Raw genomic sequence first — 17,420 nt, 5'->3', positions numbered from 1 at the left:
TCAGTTCCTTGGCCGTACGGTCACGGTCGGCACCACGGACATGCCGGGACCGATCGCAACGTCCCTCGGCCAGTTGTCGATGACGATCTTGACCGGCACACGCTGGGTCACCTTCACATAGTTGCCGGTGGCATTTTCCGCTGGAAGCAGCGAGAAGGCGGTGCCCGAACCGGGCTGGACGGAATCGACGCGGCCACGAAGGACATGATCCGGATAGGCGTCGATCGTCACATCGACAGGCTGGCCCGCGCGCATATCCGTCAATTGGGTTTCCTTGAAATTGGCCGTTACCCAGATTTCGTCGGGCACGAACATGGAGACTGCCTGTCCCGCCTGAACATACTGCCCTTTGGACCCGCTGAGCTTCACGACACTGCCCGGCTGCGCGGCCGTGATCGTCGTATAACTCAGGTTCTGTTCGGCGGTTTCGACCTGGGCTTCCGCCTGATGCAGACTGGCGACGGCGCTTGCTCGCTGCGCCTCGGCGGCCGCCTTGTTCTTGATGGCCGAGGTGACGCTTGCCTGCGCCTGAGCGGTACTTGCCTTGTTTTGGCGAAACGTGGACGCTGCCTGCTGTGCGGCCTGCTCGGAGCCGGCGCCGCTTTTCACCAATTGCTGCTGCCGGTCGTTTTCATCCTGCGCATACTGAAGGGCGGCTTCTGCCGAGATCTGCTGCGCCCTGGCCTCGTCGATCGCTGCGGCTGCGGCGGCAATCTGCGCTTCGGCACTGGAAATGGCAGCCTTTGTGACGTCGACCTGGCCGTGCGCCTGATCCAGCGCGATCTGGTAGTCGCGGGGATCGATCTTGGCGATGACTGCGCCGGCGTCGACATGCTTGTTGTCGGAGACGGGAACATCCGAGACATAACCCGAAACCTTGGCAGCGACCGAGAAGCTGCGGGCATCGATGAAGGCGTCGTCTGTGGTCTCATAGGGATGGAAATAGATGAGCCAGATGAAATAACCAGCGACAGCAAGAGCAATCAGCGCAAGCACGATGAGAAGCGTCGCGAACGGATGGCGCTTGATGATGGAAGGGCGCTTCTCGGTTTCCTCGTCCTTCCCGACGGCCTTGGCCGGAGCTTCATTTCTTGCGGGATCGGAAGGTTGCTCTTGCCTGGTTGGGGCGGGCTGGTTTTGGGGCACAGCAATGCCTTTCGTTTTGAAAACCTGAAACCAACGCCGGATCATCGACTTCGGTTCCGGTCAAAATGCCGCAACCCCCTTTTGGCGCTGCACTTGCGGGAACAATTGCAGGTGGTGAAGGTTAAGCAGACGCTGGGCGACCTTTACGGATCAAGATCATGACGTCTTCGACTAAGCGCTCCTATCCCTCCATCGTGGCGCCACCCCTGCGCTCGGTCCCCTTGCATTTTTCTGCCGCCTGCCTTGTCGGCGCGCTGCTGACCGACATCACCTATTGGCGAACGGCGGAGATGATGTGGAGCAATTTCTCCGCCTGGCTTCTAGCCTTCGGGTTGTTGCTTGGCGGACTGGCCGCGATTGCGATATTGATCGACATCTTCATCGGGCGGCTGCCGCTGCGCAGCGGGGTGGGCTGGCTTTACCTCATCGGCAATGTAGCGGCCTTCGTGCTATCGCTCTTCAACGCCTTCATTCATAGCCGCGATGCCTGGACATCTGTTGTGCCGACAGGACTGATACTCTCGATCGTCACAACTGTGCTGATCGTGATCAATGCCTGGCTCGGCTCGACCGTTCTGCGCCAGCGTACCGGAGGGCTCGAATGATGACCCGCTCTCCTGCTTTTTTACGCTCCAGCGCTTTGGCCTTAACCTTCCTGTGCAGCAGTGGCGCACTTCTCGTGGCATGCAGCGACAACGAGCCCGATCCGATGAGCGAAATCGGCCCCAATGCCAAGTTGCCGGAACAGTCGCAATATCTCGTTCCGCCGATGCATGTCGCCTCGGTCATTGGATGGAAGGAGGGCGAGACGCCGAAGGTTGCCGACGGACTGCAGATCAAGGCGCTGGCAACGGGGCTGAAACATCCGCGCTCGGTTTATGTGCTGCCGAACGGTGACGTCTTGGCGGTCGAATCCATCGCGCCGCCGGCCGCATCGATCAAGCGGCCCAAAGATCTTATTATGGGCTGGATTGAATCCATGGCGACTTCTGGCGGCGGCTCCAGTAACGAAGGCAGCAATCGCATCACGTTACTGCGGGATGCTGATGGAGACGGCGTTGCCGAAGTCAAGGAAACCTTCCTGGACCGTCTCAATTCACCCTTCGGTGTGGCTCTTGTCGGCAATGATCTTTATGTCGCCGATACCGATGCCATCAGGCGCTATCCCTATCAGCCCGGCGAGACGAAGATCGCAGAGCCCGGCACCGTGCTGACCGAGCTCCCCGGCGGGCCGATCGACCATCACTGGACGAAGAGCCTTGTCGCCAGCGAAGACGGCAACAAGCTCTACGCTGGCGTCGGTTCGAACAGCAACATCACGGAAAATGGCATTGAGGCGGAAAAGAACCGCGCCGCCATATTGGAAGTTGACCGGCAGACCGGCAGCTTCCGGATCTTTGCCGATGGCCTGCGCAATCCCAATGGTCTCAGCTGGGAGCCGCAGACCCACGCACTCTGGACGGTTGTCAACGAAAGGGACGAGCTTGGCCCGAATCTTGTTCCCGACTATATGACCTCCGTCAAGGAGGGCGGCTTCTATGGCTGGCCATACAGCTATTTCGGCCAGAATGTCGATCCGCGCGTCATGCCGCAAAGGCCGGATCTCGTAGCAAAAGCACTCGTCCCTGATTATTCGCTGAGTTCGCATGTCGCGCCGCTCGGCATGGCCTTTTACACGGGCGACAACCTGCCGGCGCAATACAAGGGCGGCGCTTTCGTCGGCGAACACGGAAGCTGGAACCGCCATGAGTTCAATGGTTACAAGGTTGTCTTCGTGCCCTTCCAGAACGGCCAGCCGAACGGCAATCCACAGGATGTCGTTACAGGCTTCCTTCAGGGCGACGACCAGACGCATGGCCGGCCGGTCGGACTGGCTGTCGACAAGTCCGGAGGACTGCTGATTGCCGATGACGTTGGCAATACGGTTTGGCGCGTCACGGCGGCGAAGTAGACCCACGCCCCGTCATCCCATCGCAAGGCTCCTGCTGTCGAAAGCAGCAACGTTATGACGGCATTTTTGTATCAGAGGTCGTTGATCGTCGCCTTCTCCCTGCTTCGGGAGCGAAAGGTCGCGTCGAGGGATTGTTTCATCCGGGATCGCGAGGTGGTGCGTGCGAGCTCTTTCATCAACACGGCAAAGGGACTTGCCGCATTGCGCAGACATCTGCGGGGTTGGATGTCTGTTGTGTCAAATTTAAATGCTGGCGAATAGACCGCCAGCTATGGTCCCGCGACATGTATTGTCATGCATGTCATGTCAGGGGGCGCGAATTTGGCAGTAACCACCAGCTATTCACCGGTTAGCCCGCTTCTTGAGGGACGGAATCACTCTAGCCATTCGTTGGAGAAGGCAAGGCTCGCCACCGAGATCGGCCGTTCTTCGGACCGCACCGTCAGTGATATGATCGTCCTTTCTCCGGCCGGCAACTCATCGCGTGCAATATCGACAAGGATTCGGGCCATTTCTCTCAACACGTCGGCCCACGACGCCAGTTCCATTCCCTCGTTGTCCCTGATCGGGCCGTCACCATTGTGAAGGTCGAAAAAGTATCGGGCCATCTGCTCACCCCATTGAAATATTTCATCATGAAGTGCCCGTCCAAATTGTTTCACTCCTGTAGCCACACCGCAAATCGTCGTTTTTCCGCTTTCGTCTCAGACGGGGAGAGCCGTTCGTGATCGAGCCGCTCCTTCTCAATCTGGAGAGTCATGATGTGCTTTCCATAGCCGAGATCGAGCTCCTACGCTCGATTGTCGGCCGGGAAAGATCTGTGGCCGCGGGTGAAGACGTCGTATCCGAGGGAAGCAGGCCCAATCATTCGACACTGCTGCTAGATGGATTTGCTGCCCGCTACAAGGTTCTGGAGGATGGCACCCGGCAAATCACCGCGTTGCAGGTTGCCGGCGATTTCGTCGATCTGCATGCCTTCCCATTGAAAGTGGTGGATCACGGTATTCTGGCGGTCTCCAACTGTCGAATCGCCTCGGTCGATCATCAGGAACTGAAGGCGATCACGGAAACCAATCCGCATCTGACGCGCCTGTTGTGGCTTGATACGCTGGTGGACGGGGCGGTGCACCGCGAATGGATCGTTGCCATGGGGCGCCGCTCGAAGAAGGCGCATATCGCCCATCTCATTTGTGAACTTTACATGCGGCTTCGCACGGTGCGCCGGACGAACGGGCCGAGCTTCCAGCTGCCGCTGACGCAGAACGCCATGGCAGACGTTCTCGGCGTTTCTCTGGTTCACTTGAACAAGACGCTGCAGTCGCTCAGGAAAGAAAAGGCCTTTACCTGGGAGGGGAGGGTGATCAACATTCTCGATTGGGACAAGCTGCAGAAGATTGCCGGCTTCGACGCTGGGTATCTGTCGCTGTCGATTGAAGCGCGGTAGAAATATCTGTGCCAAAAACCTGTCCGCTCCAACGTGGGAACGCATCATGATCAGCCGTCACATCAAGCCTCGCGACGAAGCACTGACGTCGGTTGACCTCGCCAAATGCCAGAATGTGCTGGATGTGTTGAAGGCCGAGTTCGGGCTTGCCGATGACGATGAGGAGGTGAGCCGTTCGGCGGCGATCATCATCGAACTCTACCGTCAGGGCGTGCATGACGAAGAGCAATTGAAGACGCTGGTCTTTGCCACTCGTGGCAAGATCTGAGCCCAGCGCGTCTTCAATGTGGATGGATCGATCTGGTTTGCCGTCCGCCCAAATCCTACCTTTATCGCGCGCCAGCAGCGCTGATGTTGCGATTGAAGGTCGCAGGCGCTGCTGTTAACCCGCCCGCATCAGGAGGTCCTATGAGAAGTTTGATTATAGCAGCCGCTGTTTTGCTCCCCACGGCAGCCTTTGCCGTCGAGGCTGTGGAGGTCAATGCCCGCGACCATTCCTGCCGCGAGCTTGCGCAGATTATCCAGCAGAAAAAGGCAGTCTTTATTCGCATGGGCATAGGTGGCAGAAGCTTCCGATACCCGCCTGCGCAGTGCCGGTTAGGCGACAAATATAGTGTGGCCAGATTGCGGGCCGCCAACGGGGAGATGTGCGTGCTCGACTACGAGTGCGTTTACGACCCGCAATCCTTCTACAACCGTTTTCCTAAATAGTGCTTCTTATCGCTCCGCGGCGGCGGCATAGACGACCTGAAGCTCCCTCTGCACTGCATCCATGAAGAGAGAGGCCTGTCGCGACAGTTCAGTATCGCTGCAGCCCTGTTCTCTCAAATTGGCCGCCAACCCGGCCATCTCCGACCGCCAGAAGCGGTTGGCCGCCTCGCCGTGAAGGTTCTGGAGGGCCTCGGCGCAGCGCCTTATCTCAGCTGTGCGGCGGTCGGCGGGAAATTGCAGAAGCGGCATGCTATCTCCGTCATTGCTGGGCGAATCGCCAAGTGTCCCGCAGAATGGCTAGGAGTTCTTCACAAGTGGTGAAGCTGGTCGCAGAGATATGGCTCCTCATATGTGGCCTTTCGCTCAAGGGCAGCCGACATCACCGAAAATTGACAGGATGCTCTCTGGCAGCGGTCGCCGCCACGCCAAGCTATGTTAGAGTTCCCAGGATAACGCAGTGATGGGAAGTGATGATGCTGACAACACTTGCGATACTCGCGAGCCTGTCCGGCGGCGCCGCCACGATCGCGCAATCGAGCCAAAACGAAGTCGACGCCGAATTGGTGTTGGCCGTCGATACGTCCCGCTCCATGGATTACGAAGAAGTCCGCATTCAGCGCGAGGGTTATGTCGAAGCGCTGCGGCACAAGGAGTTCCTCGACGCCGTGAAAGGAGGGCTGACCGGGCGGATCGCCATCAGCTATTTCGAATGGGCCGGCTATGTCGTACCAGGCTCCGTCCTCGACTGGCAGGTGATCGAAACGGAAAAGGATGCGCTGGATTTCGCCGACAAGCTGGACGCGAGGCCGATCGCCACCCAGCGCCGCACATCCATATCTGCAGCGATCGTTCAAGGCGTCGCGATGCTTGCCGCCAGCCCCTATAAAAGCAATCGGGAAGTGATCGATATTTCCGGAGATGGTCCCAACAATTCCGGGGATCCCGTCACGCCCGCCCGCGATGTGGCTTTGGGCGCAGGCATCGTCATCAATGGCCTTGCCATCATGCTGCGACCATCCGATGTGCCCGAGGGGCTCGACAAATATTACGGTGACTGCGTGATCGGCGGCCCCGGCTCCTTCGTTTTGCCTGTCCATAAGATCGAGGATTTTGCCGTTGCTGTTCGCCGGAAGCTGGTCTGGGAAATCAGTGGGCTCGAACCGCCGGCACAGACCCGCAAAATTGCGATGAACCAGCCGACAACGGACTGCCTTGTTGGCGAGAAGCTTTGGCAGAATTTCTTCGACCGCTAGCCTCCCACCCCAGAGACTATCGAGACGCCTGCAGGTCTGCAGTCTGATGCAACCGTGGCAGAACTTCCCGTGCGATGATCTCAAGATCGGTGAGAGCCTTGCGCCCATTGACGAGCAGGTTGAAGGCAACGTGGTGAACGCCAAGATTGCGGAGGGCGGCGAGAGCTTGGAGCAATCCCTCTGGTCCGGTTCGATATCCGAGATTGATCTCGTCGATATGGTCTGATGGCGTATCCAGGAGATCGAGGGCCATGGCCTGACCCAGGCCCCGGAATTCGGTGTTCGTGCGCTGTACCGCCCCATGCCAGAGGGCTATCCGGTCCTTCTGTACGCCAAGGGGCCGGTGATAGGTCATCCAGGCGCCGGCGTTCCTGGCGATCCATTCGAGTGATTGCGAGGACGAACCCACGGCGACCAGTGGAATGCGACGCCCGCTGCGCGGACGGATATCGAACTGGTCCTCACCTGTCTGCGAGCCGACATGGCCGTCAAGCGCATTGGCGAGTGCAGCCCAGTGGGACCGAAACAATTCGCGCCGGTCGTCGACATTGCGGTCGAAGGCCGCGAACTCCGACGGACGGTCGCCGGAACCAAGGCCGAGAACGAACCTGCCCGATGATAGGATGTCCATCGACAGGGCCGCTTTGGCAACATGAAGCGGATGGCGCAAGGGTAGAACGATTGCGCCGGTCGCCAATGCGATCGACTGGGTGGATGCGGCGAGCGCGCCAAGGAGCACCCATGGATCGGAATGCCCGACGGGATCCGGATAGGTCGGACTGTTCAAGGGGACGTCGCGAACCCAGATTGCCGAGAAGCCGAGCTCATCGGCGCGGCGCGCAAGCTCCAGCTGAAGGCCGAAGTCGATGTCCTGCCGCTCTCGCTCCTGCATGGGGAGACGACACCGATCGTCAGCCGTGAATTTTTAAAGAGCATCAGTCATTTCCAGCGCTGCCCGCCTGCACTTGGGTCATCCGGGCAGGCTTTACAATAGGATGAGACACTGCTGCTACCAGAGGGCGACCGGTGCCCTCGCGAGAAGCTGTTCGAGGGCGGAAGCGACCGCGGGGGCGAAGGCCACTATCTCCTCATGGGCGGCGAAGACGAGCAGCCCCAGCAGCGAAATCACCGATCCGACTTCCAGGGCGGACATCGGTTCGGCCGCGTCTACTGGAAGGCTCGTAGGTAGAGCGACGATGGGTGGCCGGATCGCATTCTGTCTGTTGTCGTTTGCGGGATGGAACAGGCGGACAGGACGAGGATGGGCGAGACGGGATTTACTGCATATTCCAGGATAGGTTTCGCAGACTGAGCTAGACATCGAATGTGCCCCTGATCGGCTTCGGAGGATCTAAGGGATCACGTGGGGCTTCGCCAGGCCTCCTTCAACTATACTCTCGGATAGGAAATTGCCTCAGAAGAGGCCATCGGTCTGCCTAGCCATGCATTTAATGCATGGGTGAACTGTAGTCTAAACGCTACTCATTCTCGCAGCCCCATATTATATATCTCTCATCAAAGCGAACGAAGCGCCGCTACCTGGCAGCTGTCGCTGGACCCACGGAAAGGGGATTAAAATGAGCATCGCACGCACTTTCAATAACTGGCGCAAGTATCGTCAAACCGTTACTGAGCTTGGCCGTATGTCGAGCCGTGAGCTCAATGACCTCGGTATTGCACGTGTCGACATCCGTGACGTTGCACGTGCAGCTATCGGTCGCTAATTCCAGTTCTGAATGAATGCCTAAMGCGCTCGCCTGACGAAGGGGGCGCGTTTTTCGTTTCACTTAAGCCTTTCGTTTAACGCATAGCGCATGGCAGGTTTGCAAATCTATGCCTGGAAGACCGGCAGCGATCGACCTACATCCCAGTTCAACGAAGTGATGAAACTCCTCCCTCGTCGCTTTGTCCGAGATGTGGCTTACCTCCTCCCAAGCCAGCGTCTACGTGGTGGCTCCTCCTTCGGCCGCCGCGCGTCATAAAAGGCGTCTGCTGGATCTCTCCTCCCCCGGCAGGCGCCTTGTTTTTTAGGCAATAGCCTCAGGCACCAGTCGTCCCGACAAGCTGATTTTTAAGGTTCCGCGATCACCACCAAGGATTGGTGGGCACGCTGTGTCTGCATTGTATAAACATGATAATTGAACTCATGTTATTTTTGGCTTAGAAGCCGGTATGAAAAGCTCGCGATCGCCCACGGATGGCCATCAGGGCAATGGCTGCAGCGGGGTGTTTCCCGTACTTCTGACAGGCACGACGTCATTCGTGTCGAGCAAGGATGGATCCCTACGTTGAGTTTCTGGCATTCCATGGTTTGGCACACTGAAGGCATTCGGGTCACGGCGCCGGCCAAATGGCGTCAGTTCGACGGGCTCGTCAGCGTCTTCTGGGAAGCCGAAAGTCAATCCGGGGCGAGGGGCTATTATCTCTCAGACGATCCGCGCATCATGATTTTCTTCAGCGAGGTCTCATCGCAGATCCGCATGTCGAACCGGGATGGCGATTTTCCGCAGCATTACAGGCCTATGACGCGAGCGGTCTATGTTCCGCCCGGCATGCCGATGTGGACGACGAGCGGCACCACGCATCGCTTCTCGCACCTCAATCTGCATATGCACAAAGACCGGCTGCTGCGATACCTCGCGCCTTCGGTCGGTAATTCCGCGGCGATGACGGCCTTGCGCAATCCGGTCGAAGTGCAGGATACCGGAGCCATCGAAACGCTTGGCCGGCTTGTCGTCGACGAGGTCGCCAGCCCGTCGAAACACGAGATCTATGGTGAAAGCCTCGTCGGCAGTATCGTCAGCAGTCTGCTGGATATTCCTCTGCAGGCAGCCGAACAGCCGAACGGGCGGCTAACACAGGCGCAGATGAACAGGCTGATCGCCCGCGTCGACGGGCCGAGCGACTGCCGTCTGACCGTAGCCGAAATGGCGGAGACGGTCGGCCTGTCGGAAAGCTGGTTTTCCAATGTCTTTAAGCACACGACCGGCAAGACGCCGCTGCAATGGCAGCTCGGCAAACGTATCGACCATGCCAAACGGCTACTCACCGAAAGCGAGCTTGCCGTTGCCGATATCGCCGTGCAGCTCGGCTTTTCCGATCAGGCGCATCTGACCAAGGTCTTCCGCCACATCGCCGGCGACACACCCGCTGCCTGGCGACGGATGCAGCAGCTCCGCTAAAACTCAAAAAACAATCCCGCCCGCAAGGATGCGGACGGGATCGGCCGATTACCAGGTCTGGCGCAACGTCGCATAGATCGCGCGGCCCGGATTGTAGAAATCCGCGCCAAAGCCGCCATAGGCGACATGCTTCTCATCAAAGAGGTTGCTGACATTCACATCGAAGGATGTGTGTTCCTGGATCTTGTAGCTGAAGGCGGCATCGAAGGCGATGTTGCTGCCCGTCGACTGGGTGTTTGCGTCGTTGAAGTAGTAGGAGCCGGTATAACGCGCGCCGAGGCCGAAGTTCATGTCGCCGCGGAAGCCGTTGCCGGGGATGCCGTAATTGACCCAGAGCGAGGCGGTTTGATTGGGCACGAAGGACATTTCGTTGCCCTCGTTGCCCAGCGTGCCATTCTCGACGATATCCGAGACCATGTAGGAATAGGCGGCTGTCAGGCTGATATTGTCGGTGACTTCAGCCTTGGCCTCGAGATCGATACCGCGCACGCGAACCTCGCCAATCGTCTCTTGGAAGCCGGTCGCCGGATTTGTGCGAGTGATGTTGTTCTTGGTCAGGTCATAGACTGCCAGACTGAAGAGGGCAGGGAATTCGTCGGGCCGGTATTTGACGCCGACTTCCCATTGTTCGCCGCGCTCGGGATCAAGCGTCAGCGAGGCTGGCAGGACCGATTCCGCGTAGCTGACATAGGTCGCCACCTGATCCGTGATCTTGTAGCTCAACGCGGCGCGCTTGGTGAACTCGCTGAGATCGGCGTCAGTCGTCGAGCCCGCCATGTTGTTCTGCTGCTGAAGGTCGAGCCAGTCGTTGCGCAGGCCGACTGAGGCGGTCAGCTTGTCGAAGAAGGTCAGGTCCTGCTGCAAGTAGAGGCCCGTGGTCTTCTGGTCATTTGTCAGGCTCTGGTAGAGCGGAACCGAAGTCGGTGCGCCGGTATAGACGGGGTTTGTCCAGTCGATGCCGGGCGCGCCGCCGAAATAGCCGTCATTGTCGGATCGCAGATTGTTGTACTGCAGGCCGACGAGGCTGCGGCTGTCGATGTCCTCGAAACTCGTCTCATATTGCAGGCGGGTATCGATGATGAAGTTCTCGGCCGCCTGGTCATTGGCGAAGAAGGCGCGGTCGGCGATGGTCGAACCGTTCGTCGGCGTTGCCGAGATGTAGGCATAGCCGAAATTGCTCTTGGTATTGCTGTAGCGCGCATTCGAGCTGAAGGTCAGGCCCGAGCCGAAGTCATGATCGAACATGACGCTCAGCGTGTTTCTGTTGACGTCGCGGTAGTTAAAATCAGGCTCGCCGAAGAAACGGCTTCTGGCAAAATCTGAGCCGACCGGATGGCCGCCGCTGCCGGGAACGCCGTTCTTGTCCAGATGGTCATAGACCACAGTCAGGTTGGTGTCGGCGCTCGGGCGCCAGGTCAGGCCGCCCATGAAGAAGTTCTCGTCGTCCTGCGAGTAGTCATATTCCTCGTCGGCGCGCTTCACTTTGCCGGTGATGCGATAGGAAAAGGTATCGTCCTCGGTGATGTTGTCGCCGAAATCGACGCCGGTTTCACGATGATCGAACGAGCCGCCTGTCACATAGGCCTCGCCGAAGCGCTCGCTCTTCGGCCGCTTGGTCACGAAGTTGACCGCGCCGCCGGGATCGGAAACACCGAAGGTGGTGGAATTGGCGCCCTTCAGCACTTCGACACGCTCGAAGGCGAAGGGCTCTTCACGGATACCGCCGAAGGGGTCGCCGAGTGTCAGGCCGTCGCGATAGGTATAGGCATCGAAGCCACGGATCTTGAAGTAGTCGAAGCGGTCGTCCGAGCCATAGAAGTCGGTCGTGACGCCGGATGTATATTGCAGAATCTGTTCGGTATCCTGGGCGCCGCGCTCCTGGATTTCCTTTGACGTAATGACGGAGACGGAGGCCGGCGTATCGAGAAGATCGGTCGCCATGCCATTGCCACTGATGGTTTTGGTCGCGACGATCGATTTCGAGTCGTTGTCGGTATCAAGGCCGCTGCCCTGGATGACGATCGGCGCGAGAGTGGTGACCGTATTGGAATTCCCGCTGTCCTGACCGAGCACCGCGCCAGGTGCGAGGGCGACAAGCGCGGTGCAACCGAGAAGGACCGCATTCCGGTAGCGGAGGAGGGTCTGTCGCGAGTGAGCGCCTGTTCTTTCGATGTCCATGTTCACGTTCCAGAAGTTGGTGTCGCCGTTGCGGCCCTTCGACAGGGGGTGCCGAATGGAATGCCGGTTTGGGGGTCGGTCTGAACGGCATGTCGGCAGTCGGTGCGAACGAGAGATTTACCCACGGACCGGCAGTCGGAATGGTTGGTTCGATGTCCCCTGCGACTGCTACTAACTTGAGCGCGGTTGTCCAGTATTGTAAATTTCCCGGGTTTTGTAGGATCCTACGGAAATCTCAGCGCTGTAGCCCCGAAGCGCCGCCATGACCGTTGACGCAGCTAGATTAACCTGAAAGTGGAGGTCAACTTAAAACTGGCGGAGTTTGCACAATGCTGCGCTTTTTGCTTCTGGCCGCAAAACTGGCGGTAACCTGTGTCTGGTTGATTGCCGCTGCGTCCGGCAGCGCTTGGGCTGACGCGAGCACGGTCTATCCCGTTACCATCAAGCATGCCTTTGGCACGACGGTCATTAACAAGACGCCGGAGCGGGTCGCGACGGTCGCCTGGGCCAATCATGAAGTGCCGCTGGCGCTCGGCATCGTGCCTGTCGGTTTTGCTGCTGCCAATTTCGGCGATGACAACGGTGACGGACTGCTGCCCTGGGTGGCCGACAAGCTCAAGGAGTTGCATGCCGAAAAGCATGTCTTGTTCGACGAAGGCGATGGCATCGATTTCGAAGCGGTCGCCGCCACCCGGCCGGATGTGATTCTGGCCGCCTATTCCGGCCTCAACCAGTCGGACTACGATACGCTGAGCCAGATTGCGCCGGTCGTTGCCTATCCGGAGGCGCCCTGGTCGACCGACTGGCGCGAGATGATTCGCCTCGACAGTGCCGGGCTCGGCATGGCTGCAGAAGGCGAAGCACTAATCAAGAAGATCGAGGGCGAAATTTCAGAGACCGTCGCCGGCCATCCCGAACTGCAGGGTAAATCGGMGATGTTCATCACCCATCTCAACGCGACCGATCTCAGCACCGTCAATTTCTACACGACCAACGATACGCGCGTGAAATTCTTCGCCGATCTCGGGCTGAAGTCTCCAAAGAGCGTCGTCGAAGCCTCGGTTCCGGGGAAATTCGCAGGCTCGATCAGCGCCGAACGCATCGATTCCTTCGATGATGTCGATATCGTCGTCACCTACGGAAACCAGCAACTGCTCGAAGCGCTGGAGAAGAATCCGCTTATGGCCAGAATGCCGGCTGTTTCAAAGGGCGCGCTGGTGACGCTCGGCCGCAACCCGGTCGGGACCGCCGCCAACCCGACGCCGCTGTCGATCTCCTGGGTCCTCAAGGATTACGTGGCACTGCTCGCAGACGCCGCCAGAAAGTCTCTCAGCAAGCCCCAATGATCGTACGCAGTCCAAAATCATCGTCCCGGTCGCCCATATCCGCCCGGTCGAACCGGATCCGCAGCCTTTGGCTTCTCGGGCTCGCAGTGGCTCTTGCGTGCCTCTGTGCGCTCTCGGTCACGGTCGGCACGCGCGATGTAGACTGGGCGGATATCTCTGCGGCGCTCGCCGGGCATGCGGACACGATCGGCCAGGCGGCAGTAACGGTGCGCATTCCGCGCACGCTGCTTGCCGTCACCGCGGGTGCTGCCCTTGGCCTTGCCGGGGCGATCATGCAGGGGGTGACGCGCAATCCGCTCGCCGATCCCGGCATCCTCGGCGTCAATATGGGCGCATCGCTCGCAGTCGTCGTTGCTGTCGCCTGGTTCGATATCTCCTCGAACGAAGCCTATATCTGGACGGCGATCCTCGGGGCCGGATGTTCGGCGGTCTTCGTCTATACGATCGGTTCGCTCGGACGCGGCGGTGCAACGCCTCTGAAGCTGGCGCTGGCCGGTGCGGCAACGTCAGTTGCCTTCGCCTCCATGGTCATTGCCGTCGTGCTGCCTCGCAACGATATCGCCGGCGGCATCCGATCCTGGCAGATCGGCGGCGTCGGTGGGGCGACCTTCGAACGCATCCTGCCCGTTCTGCCGTTTATCGCGGCCGGCTTCCTCATCAGCCTCCTGTCGGCGCGCAAGCTGAATTCTCTGGCGCTCGGCGATGAGCTGGCAGCCGGTCTCGGCGAGCGCGTGGCGCTATCGCGCGGCATTGCAGCGCTCGGTGCCATCCTGCTTTGCGGGGCGACGACCGCGGTCTGCGGGCCGATCGGCTTTCTCGGCCTCGTCGTGCCGCATCTCTGCCGTCTGCTGGTTGGCGTAGATCATCGCTGGCTCCTGCCTTTTTCCGCAATCGGCGGTGCTTGCCTGCTTGTGGCAGCCGATGTCGTCGGGCGCATTGTTGCAAGACCCGCAGAGCTCGATGTCGGCATCGTGACGGCACTCATCGGCGCGCCCTTCTTCATCGCCATCGTCCGGCGCCAGCGTGTGCGAGCGCTATGACCGTGCTTGTCTCCTCCCTCGATCGCATCGTTAACAACCGTCGCCGCAGGGCGCGCCGGCATTTGCTCGTGGTCGCCTTACTGCTCTGCCTTGTTGTGGCGATCTTTGCGCTCACTCTGTCGCTCGGGCAATCCTTCACGCCCCCCGTAGACGTGATCCGCGTGCTGCTGGGCGAAACCGTGCCGGGCACAGCCTTCACCGTTGGTCAGCTCAGGCTGCCGCGAGCAGCGCTTTCGACGCTTGCGGGCCTGAGCTTCGGGCTCGGCGGCGTTGCCTTCCAGATCATGCTGCGCAATCCGCTTGCGAGCCCCGATATTATCGGCATCAGCTCGGGTGCGAGCGCGGCTGCCGTCTTCGCCATCGTCGTGCTGTCGCTGAAGGGGCCAGTGGTTTCCGTCCTGGCCGTCGTCGCCGGTCTCGGAGTGGCGCTGATGGTCTATGGACTGTCCTCTCGCAACGGGGTGGCGGGCACACGGCTCATCCTTGTCGGCATCGGCGTATCGGCCATGCTGGAAAGCGTCATAGCCTATATCCTGTCGCAGGCGCCGGCCTGGAGCCTGCAGGAGGCGATCCGCTGGCTGACGGGCAGTGTCAACGGAGCCCAGCTTGGCCAGGCGACCCCACTGCTTCTGGCGCTTGGCATCTTCGGCGGGCTGCTTCTCAGCCGCGCACGCGACCTGGAGGCCTTGCGGCTCGGAGATGACACCGCGGCCGCCCTCGGCGTCGGTGTGTCGCGCACCCGCATCATGATCATCGTTGCCGCCGTCGGCATGATCGCCTCGGCAACGGCGGTGACAGGCCCGATCGCTTTCGTCGCCTTCCTGTCTGGACCGATCGCCGCCCGCATCGTCGGAAACAACGGTTCCATCCTCATTCCCGCAGCACTTGTCGGTGCCGTGCTGGTGCTGGCTGGCGACTATGCCGGGCAATTCCTGCTGCCGAGCCGGTATCCGGTCGGTGTCGTCACCGGTGCCCTCGGCGCCCCTTACCTGATTTTCCTGATCGTGCGCGTCAACCGGATCGGAGGCTCGCTATGACCATCCATACGCTTACTGCCACCGGGCTTTCCGCAGGCTATGGCGAAGACGAGATCCTGCACGGGCTCGATCTCGCCGTGCCGCCCGGCAAGATTTCCGTCATCGTCGGGGCGAATGCCTGTGGCAAGTCCACGCTGCTGCGCGCCATGTCGCGGCTGCTTTTTCCGCGCCAGGGACAGGTGTTGCTCGATGGCAAGTCGATCCACCGCACGCCGCCGCGCGAACTTGCGCGTACGTTGGGCCTGTTGCCGCAATCGCCCATCGCGCCTGAGGGCATCACGGTCGCCGATCTCGTCAGCCGCGGGCGCCATCCGCACCAGAGCCTGTTTTCCCGCTGGACCCGCGCCGATGACGAGGCCGTCGATGGTGCGCTTGACGCCACCAAGACCTCGGATCTTGCGGAGCGGCCGGTGGACGAACTCTCGGGCGGGCAGCGCCAGCGCGTGTGGATCGCCATGGCGTTGGCGCAGCAGACGGAAATCCTGCTGCTCGACGAGCCGACCACCTTTCTCGACATCAGCCATCAGGTCGAAGTGCTGGACCTGCTGACCGATCTCAACCATGCGCGCGGCACCACCGTCGTCATGGTGCTGCACGACCTCAATCTCGCGGCACGTTATGCCGACCATCTCGTCGCTATGACGGATGGTTGCGTCCATGTTTGCGGCCCGCCGCAGGAGGTGCTGACGGAAGACAATGTGCGGCAGGTCTTCGGCCTCGAAAGCCGCATCATCACCGATCCAACATCTGGCCGACCCATTATGCTGCCGATCGGTCGTCACCGGATGGCAGCAGGCGAGAGTGAACTGCAACAGGCATTCGATAGGGAGGACAGATGACCACAGCTCATGAATTCAAGCTCTCGGGCGTCGCGCTTCCAAGGGATGCCGCGGCCATGCTCGGCGAAATCTGCGAGCACTTCGTCGAACACGCCGAGGTACAGCGCAGGGACGATCTCGCGCTTCTGAAGAGCAAAGCGGGCACTGCCGAAATCCGCATTCAGGACCGCAAGCTGCTGATCGAACTTTCCTGCCCCTCGGAACAGGCGTTGCAGATGAGCCGCACGATGCTTGCCGAGCATCTCTTCTACTTCGCCGGCGACGATCCGTTTGAACTCACCTGGTCTGATCCTGCAGCGCTTGCCGTGTTGCCGAATATCCATGAGGTGACCGTCGTTTCGGCCGAGGATATCACTCCGCATATGCGCCGGGTGAAATTTGCCTGTGACGACGTCACGCCGTTTATCGGCGGTGACATGCATGTGCGCCTGCTCGTGCCGCCGAAGGGCAGAACCCCGGTCTGGCCGGGCCTGCGCGCCGACGGCCGCGTTGCCTGGCCCGAAGGCGAGGACGAACTCTTGGTGCGCGTTTATACGATCCGCACCGTCGATATCGAAATGCGTGAACTCTGGATCGACTTCCTGCAGCATCCCGCATCAGGCATCAAAACGCCCGGCGCCGATTTCGCCCGCGATGCCGCGCCCGGCCAGCAGGTAGCTCTGCTCGGTCCCGGCGGCGGCAATCTTCCGGTGGCACAGTTCATCCTCCTTGCCGGCGACGAAAGCGCGCTCCCCGCCATTGCACCCATCGCGGAGGAGGTACCTGCCAGTACACGGCTGCAGGCAATCATCGAGGTTGCCGACGAGACGGAGGAGCAGACCCTGTCATCTGCCGGTTCACTCAATGTGCGCTGGCTGCACCGAAGGCATTATGCCGATGGCGCCAGGAGCGTTCTGCTGGAAGAAGCCAAACAGGCGGTTGCCACCACGGAAGGTGAAAGCTTCGTCTGGTTTGCCTGCGAGAAGGAGGATGCGCGCGCCATGCGGACTTTCCTGAAGGCGCGTCGGCATGACAGGAAGAGCATGTACGTCGCGTGGTACTGGGAACGGGAAGCCGACTAGGTCGAGGATGCATCCTTTGACGGCTGCCGCGAGGGTCGGCCGGGCGCTATCGGATCGCTTGCCGGAAATGTCTCTTCGAGCGACTCCTCAAGAAAGTCGTCCTGTTCCTGCCCGGCGTTTTCGGTGTCTGCAGGCTTGCTGGTGGGTTCAGCAGTTTTGATCATCTCAATCCTCTTGATGTCATGCCTCCCGAACCTAGCAGCGCTGATGGCGCTCCGTCACTAAACTGTGG

Annotated in this window: 20 protein-coding genes; 13 read left to right on the top strand and 7 right to left on the bottom strand. The window is 60.1% G+C overall.

Annotated elements, in window-relative coordinates; translation table 11 throughout:
• Positions 1-1,146: an HlyD family secretion protein gene (locus AC1D35_RS15860; RefSeq protein WP_477939027.1), complete on the bottom strand. Its 1,146-nt coding sequence runs from the start codon at positions 1,144-1,146 to the stop codon at positions 1-3.
• A gap of 158 nt (positions 1,147-1,304) precedes the next feature.
• Here AC1D35_RS15860 and AC1D35_RS15855 point away from each other — a divergent pair, with 158 nt between their 5' ends.
• Both AC1D35_RS15855 and AC1D35_RS15850 read left to right on the top strand, forming a co-directional pair.
• Positions 1,305-1,751 (top strand): DUF2231 domain-containing protein, encoded by a 447-nt coding sequence (locus AC1D35_RS15855; RefSeq protein ID WP_477939025.1) that lies wholly within the window; start codon positions 1,305-1,307, stop codon positions 1,749-1,751.
• A complete protein-coding gene (locus tag AC1D35_RS15850; protein ID WP_477939046.1) occupies positions 1,751-3,097 on the top strand; it encodes a PQQ-dependent sugar dehydrogenase in 1,347 nt (448 codons plus the stop codon). The genes AC1D35_RS15855 and AC1D35_RS15850 overlap by 1 nt, the downstream gene beginning before the upstream one ends.
• Before the next feature lie 374 nt (positions 3,098-3,471).
• Here AC1D35_RS15850 and AC1D35_RS15845 read toward each other — a convergent pair whose 3' ends face one another.
• Complete coding sequence (locus AC1D35_RS15845; RefSeq protein WP_477939023.1) at positions 3,472-3,705, bottom strand: DUF6894 family protein; 234 nt, start codon at positions 3,703-3,705, stop codon at positions 3,472-3,474.
• Positions 3,706-3,821: 116 nt separating this feature from the next.
• Here AC1D35_RS15845 and AC1D35_RS15840 point away from each other — a divergent pair, with 116 nt between their 5' ends.
• The 3 genes from AC1D35_RS15840 (at position 3,822) to AC1D35_RS15830 (ending at position 5,252) form a co-directional block, all read left to right on the top strand.
• Entirely contained in the window at positions 3,822-4,541 is a 720-nt protein-coding gene (locus AC1D35_RS15840) for a Crp/Fnr family transcriptional regulator (RefSeq protein ID WP_477939022.1), read from the top strand.
• Between the two features lie 46 nt (positions 4,542-4,587).
• The gene (locus AC1D35_RS15835; protein ID WP_477836602.1) at positions 4,588-4,809 is read left to right on the top strand and encodes a hypothetical protein; all 222 of its coding nucleotides are present in this window, start codon (positions 4,588-4,590) and stop codon (positions 4,807-4,809) included.
• A gap of 140 nt (positions 4,810-4,949) precedes the next feature.
• Positions 4,950-5,252 (top strand): hypothetical protein, encoded by a 303-nt coding sequence (locus tag AC1D35_RS15830; RefSeq protein ID WP_113309605.1) that lies wholly within the window; start codon positions 4,950-4,952, stop codon positions 5,250-5,252.
• Between the two features lie 6 nt (positions 5,253-5,258).
• Here AC1D35_RS15830 and AC1D35_RS15825 read toward each other — a convergent pair whose 3' ends face one another.
• Entirely contained in the window at positions 5,259-5,501 is a 243-nt protein-coding gene (locus AC1D35_RS15825) for a DUF6074 family protein (RefSeq protein ID WP_113296384.1), read from the bottom strand.
• Positions 5,502-5,725: 224 nt separating this feature from the next.
• Between AC1D35_RS15825 and AC1D35_RS15820 the strand changes: the two genes are divergently transcribed.
• The gene (locus AC1D35_RS15820) at positions 5,726-6,505 is read left to right on the top strand and encodes a DUF1194 domain-containing protein (RefSeq protein ID WP_113309602.1); all 780 of its coding nucleotides are present in this window, start codon (positions 5,726-5,728) and stop codon (positions 6,503-6,505) included.
• A gap of 16 nt (positions 6,506-6,521) precedes the next feature.
• Here AC1D35_RS15820 and AC1D35_RS15815 read toward each other — a convergent pair whose 3' ends face one another.
• Positions 6,522-7,397 carry a TIGR03571 family LLM class oxidoreductase gene (locus AC1D35_RS15815; RefSeq protein WP_477939019.1) on the bottom strand — a complete coding sequence of 292 codons (876 nt, stop codon included), beginning with the start codon at positions 7,395-7,397 and terminating at the stop codon, positions 6,522-6,524.
• Positions 7,398-7,514: 117 nt separating this feature from the next.
• The gene (locus AC1D35_RS15810; protein ID WP_477939017.1) at positions 7,515-7,826 is read right to left on the bottom strand and encodes a hypothetical protein; all 312 of its coding nucleotides are present in this window, start codon (positions 7,824-7,826) and stop codon (positions 7,515-7,517) included.
• A 256-nt stretch (positions 7,827-8,082) separates the two neighbouring features.
• Between AC1D35_RS15810 and AC1D35_RS15805 the strand changes: the two genes are divergently transcribed.
• The gene (locus tag AC1D35_RS15805) at positions 8,083-8,229 is read left to right on the top strand and encodes a DUF1127 domain-containing protein (RefSeq protein ID WP_477939016.1); all 147 of its coding nucleotides are present in this window, start codon (positions 8,083-8,085) and stop codon (positions 8,227-8,229) included.
• Between the two features lie 564 nt (positions 8,230-8,793).
• Positions 8,794-9,687: a helix-turn-helix domain-containing protein gene (locus AC1D35_RS15800; protein ID WP_477939014.1), complete on the top strand. Its 894-nt coding sequence runs from the start codon at positions 8,794-8,796 to the stop codon at positions 9,685-9,687.
• Positions 9,688-9,735: 48 nt separating this feature from the next.
• Here the strand turns inward: AC1D35_RS15800 and AC1D35_RS15795 are convergent, their stop codons facing one another.
• A complete protein-coding gene (locus tag AC1D35_RS15795) occupies positions 9,736-11,865 on the bottom strand; it encodes a TonB-dependent siderophore receptor (protein WP_477939012.1) in 2,130 nt (709 codons plus the stop codon).
• A gap of 329 nt (positions 11,866-12,194) precedes the next feature.
• Here AC1D35_RS15795 and AC1D35_RS15790 point away from each other — a divergent pair, with 329 nt between their 5' ends.
• From AC1D35_RS15790 to AC1D35_RS15770, 5 genes are read left to right on the top strand one after another with little or no spacing between them, the layout of a single operon-like run.
• On the top strand, positions 12,195-13,211 hold the full coding sequence (locus tag AC1D35_RS15790; protein WP_477939010.1) for an iron-siderophore ABC transporter substrate-binding protein: 1,017 nt from the start codon (positions 12,195-12,197) through the stop codon (positions 13,209-13,211).
• Positions 13,208-14,251, top strand: a complete 1,044-nt coding sequence (locus AC1D35_RS15785; RefSeq protein WP_477939008.1) for a FecCD family ABC transporter permease — start codon at positions 13,208-13,210, stop codon at positions 14,249-14,251. The genes AC1D35_RS15790 and AC1D35_RS15785 overlap by 4 nt, the downstream gene beginning before the upstream one ends.
• Complete coding sequence (locus AC1D35_RS15780; RefSeq protein ID WP_477939006.1) at positions 14,248-15,288, top strand: FecCD family ABC transporter permease; 1,041 nt, start codon at positions 14,248-14,250, stop codon at positions 15,286-15,288. Before AC1D35_RS15785 ends, AC1D35_RS15780 begins: the two co-directional genes overlap by 4 nt.
• On the top strand, positions 15,285-16,127 hold the full coding sequence (locus AC1D35_RS15775; RefSeq protein ID WP_477939003.1) for an ABC transporter ATP-binding protein: 843 nt from the start codon (positions 15,285-15,287) through the stop codon (positions 16,125-16,127). The genes AC1D35_RS15780 and AC1D35_RS15775 overlap by 4 nt, the downstream gene beginning before the upstream one ends.
• Positions 16,124-17,188, top strand: a complete 1,065-nt coding sequence (locus AC1D35_RS15770; protein ID WP_477939001.1) for a DUF2218 domain-containing protein — start codon at positions 16,124-16,126, stop codon at positions 17,186-17,188. The genes AC1D35_RS15775 and AC1D35_RS15770 overlap by 4 nt, the downstream gene beginning before the upstream one ends.
• On the opposite strand, the gene AC1D35_RS15765 is transcribed toward AC1D35_RS15770, so the two are convergent.
• Positions 17,185-17,352 (bottom strand): hypothetical protein, encoded by a 168-nt coding sequence (locus AC1D35_RS15765; protein ID WP_477938999.1) that lies wholly within the window; start codon positions 17,350-17,352, stop codon positions 17,185-17,187. The two genes, AC1D35_RS15770 and AC1D35_RS15765, sit on opposite strands and share 4 nt — an antisense overlap.
• Between the last annotated feature and the right edge of the window lie 68 nt (positions 17,353-17,420).

The sequence above is a fragment of the Rhizobium sp. P1_E6 genome, assembly GCF_056405875.1.
This window is presented reverse-complemented; position numbering and strand designations above follow the sequence as displayed.

Excerpts from the sequence above, each read along its gene's own strand:
- AC1D35_RS15795 (WP_477939012.1), bottom strand. The coding sequence starts at position 11,865 with ATGGACATCGAAAGAACAGGCGCTCACTCGCGACAGACCCTCCTCCGC.
- AC1D35_RS15820 (WP_113309602.1), top strand. The coding sequence starts at position 5,726 with ATGCTGACAACACTTGCGATACTCGCGAGCCTGTCCGGCGGCGCCGCC.
- AC1D35_RS15775 (WP_477939003.1), top strand. The coding sequence starts at position 15,285 with ATGACCATCCATACGCTTACTGCCACCGGGCTTTCCGCAGGCTATGGC.
- AC1D35_RS15780 (WP_477939006.1), top strand. The coding sequence starts at position 14,248 with ATGACCGTGCTTGTCTCCTCCCTCGATCGCATCGTTAACAACCGTCGC.
- AC1D35_RS15855 (WP_477939025.1), top strand. The coding sequence starts at position 1,305 with ATGACGTCTTCGACTAAGCGCTCCTATCCCTCCATCGTGGCGCCACCC.
- AC1D35_RS15815 (WP_477939019.1), bottom strand. The coding sequence starts at position 7,397 with ATGCAGGAGCGAGAGCGGCAGGACATCGACTTCGGCCTTCAGCTGGAG.
- AC1D35_RS15785 (WP_477939008.1), top strand. The coding sequence starts at position 13,208 with ATGATCGTACGCAGTCCAAAATCATCGTCCCGGTCGCCCATATCCGCC.
- AC1D35_RS15850 (WP_477939046.1), top strand. The coding sequence starts at position 1,751 with ATGACCCGCTCTCCTGCTTTTTTACGCTCCAGCGCTTTGGCCTTAACC.
- AC1D35_RS15810 (WP_477939017.1), bottom strand. The coding sequence starts at position 7,826 with ATGTCTAGCTCAGTCTGCGAAACCTATCCTGGAATATGCAGTAAATCC.
- AC1D35_RS15830 (WP_113309605.1), top strand. The coding sequence starts at position 4,950 with ATGAGAAGTTTGATTATAGCAGCCGCTGTTTTGCTCCCCACGGCAGCC.
- AC1D35_RS15845 (WP_477939023.1), bottom strand. The coding sequence starts at position 3,705 with ATGGCCCGATACTTTTTCGACCTTCACAATGGTGACGGCCCGATCAGG.
- AC1D35_RS15770 (WP_477939001.1), top strand. The coding sequence starts at position 16,124 with ATGACCACAGCTCATGAATTCAAGCTCTCGGGCGTCGCGCTTCCAAGG.
- AC1D35_RS15825 (WP_113296384.1), bottom strand. The coding sequence starts at position 5,501 with ATGCCGCTTCTGCAATTTCCCGCCGACCGCCGCACAGCTGAGATAAGG.
- AC1D35_RS15805 (WP_477939016.1), top strand. The coding sequence starts at position 8,083 with ATGAGCATCGCACGCACTTTCAATAACTGGCGCAAGTATCGTCAAACC.
- AC1D35_RS15835 (WP_477836602.1), top strand. The coding sequence starts at position 4,588 with ATGATCAGCCGTCACATCAAGCCTCGCGACGAAGCACTGACGTCGGTT.
- AC1D35_RS15765 (WP_477938999.1), bottom strand. The coding sequence starts at position 17,352 with ATGATCAAAACTGCTGAACCCACCAGCAAGCCTGCAGACACCGAAAAC.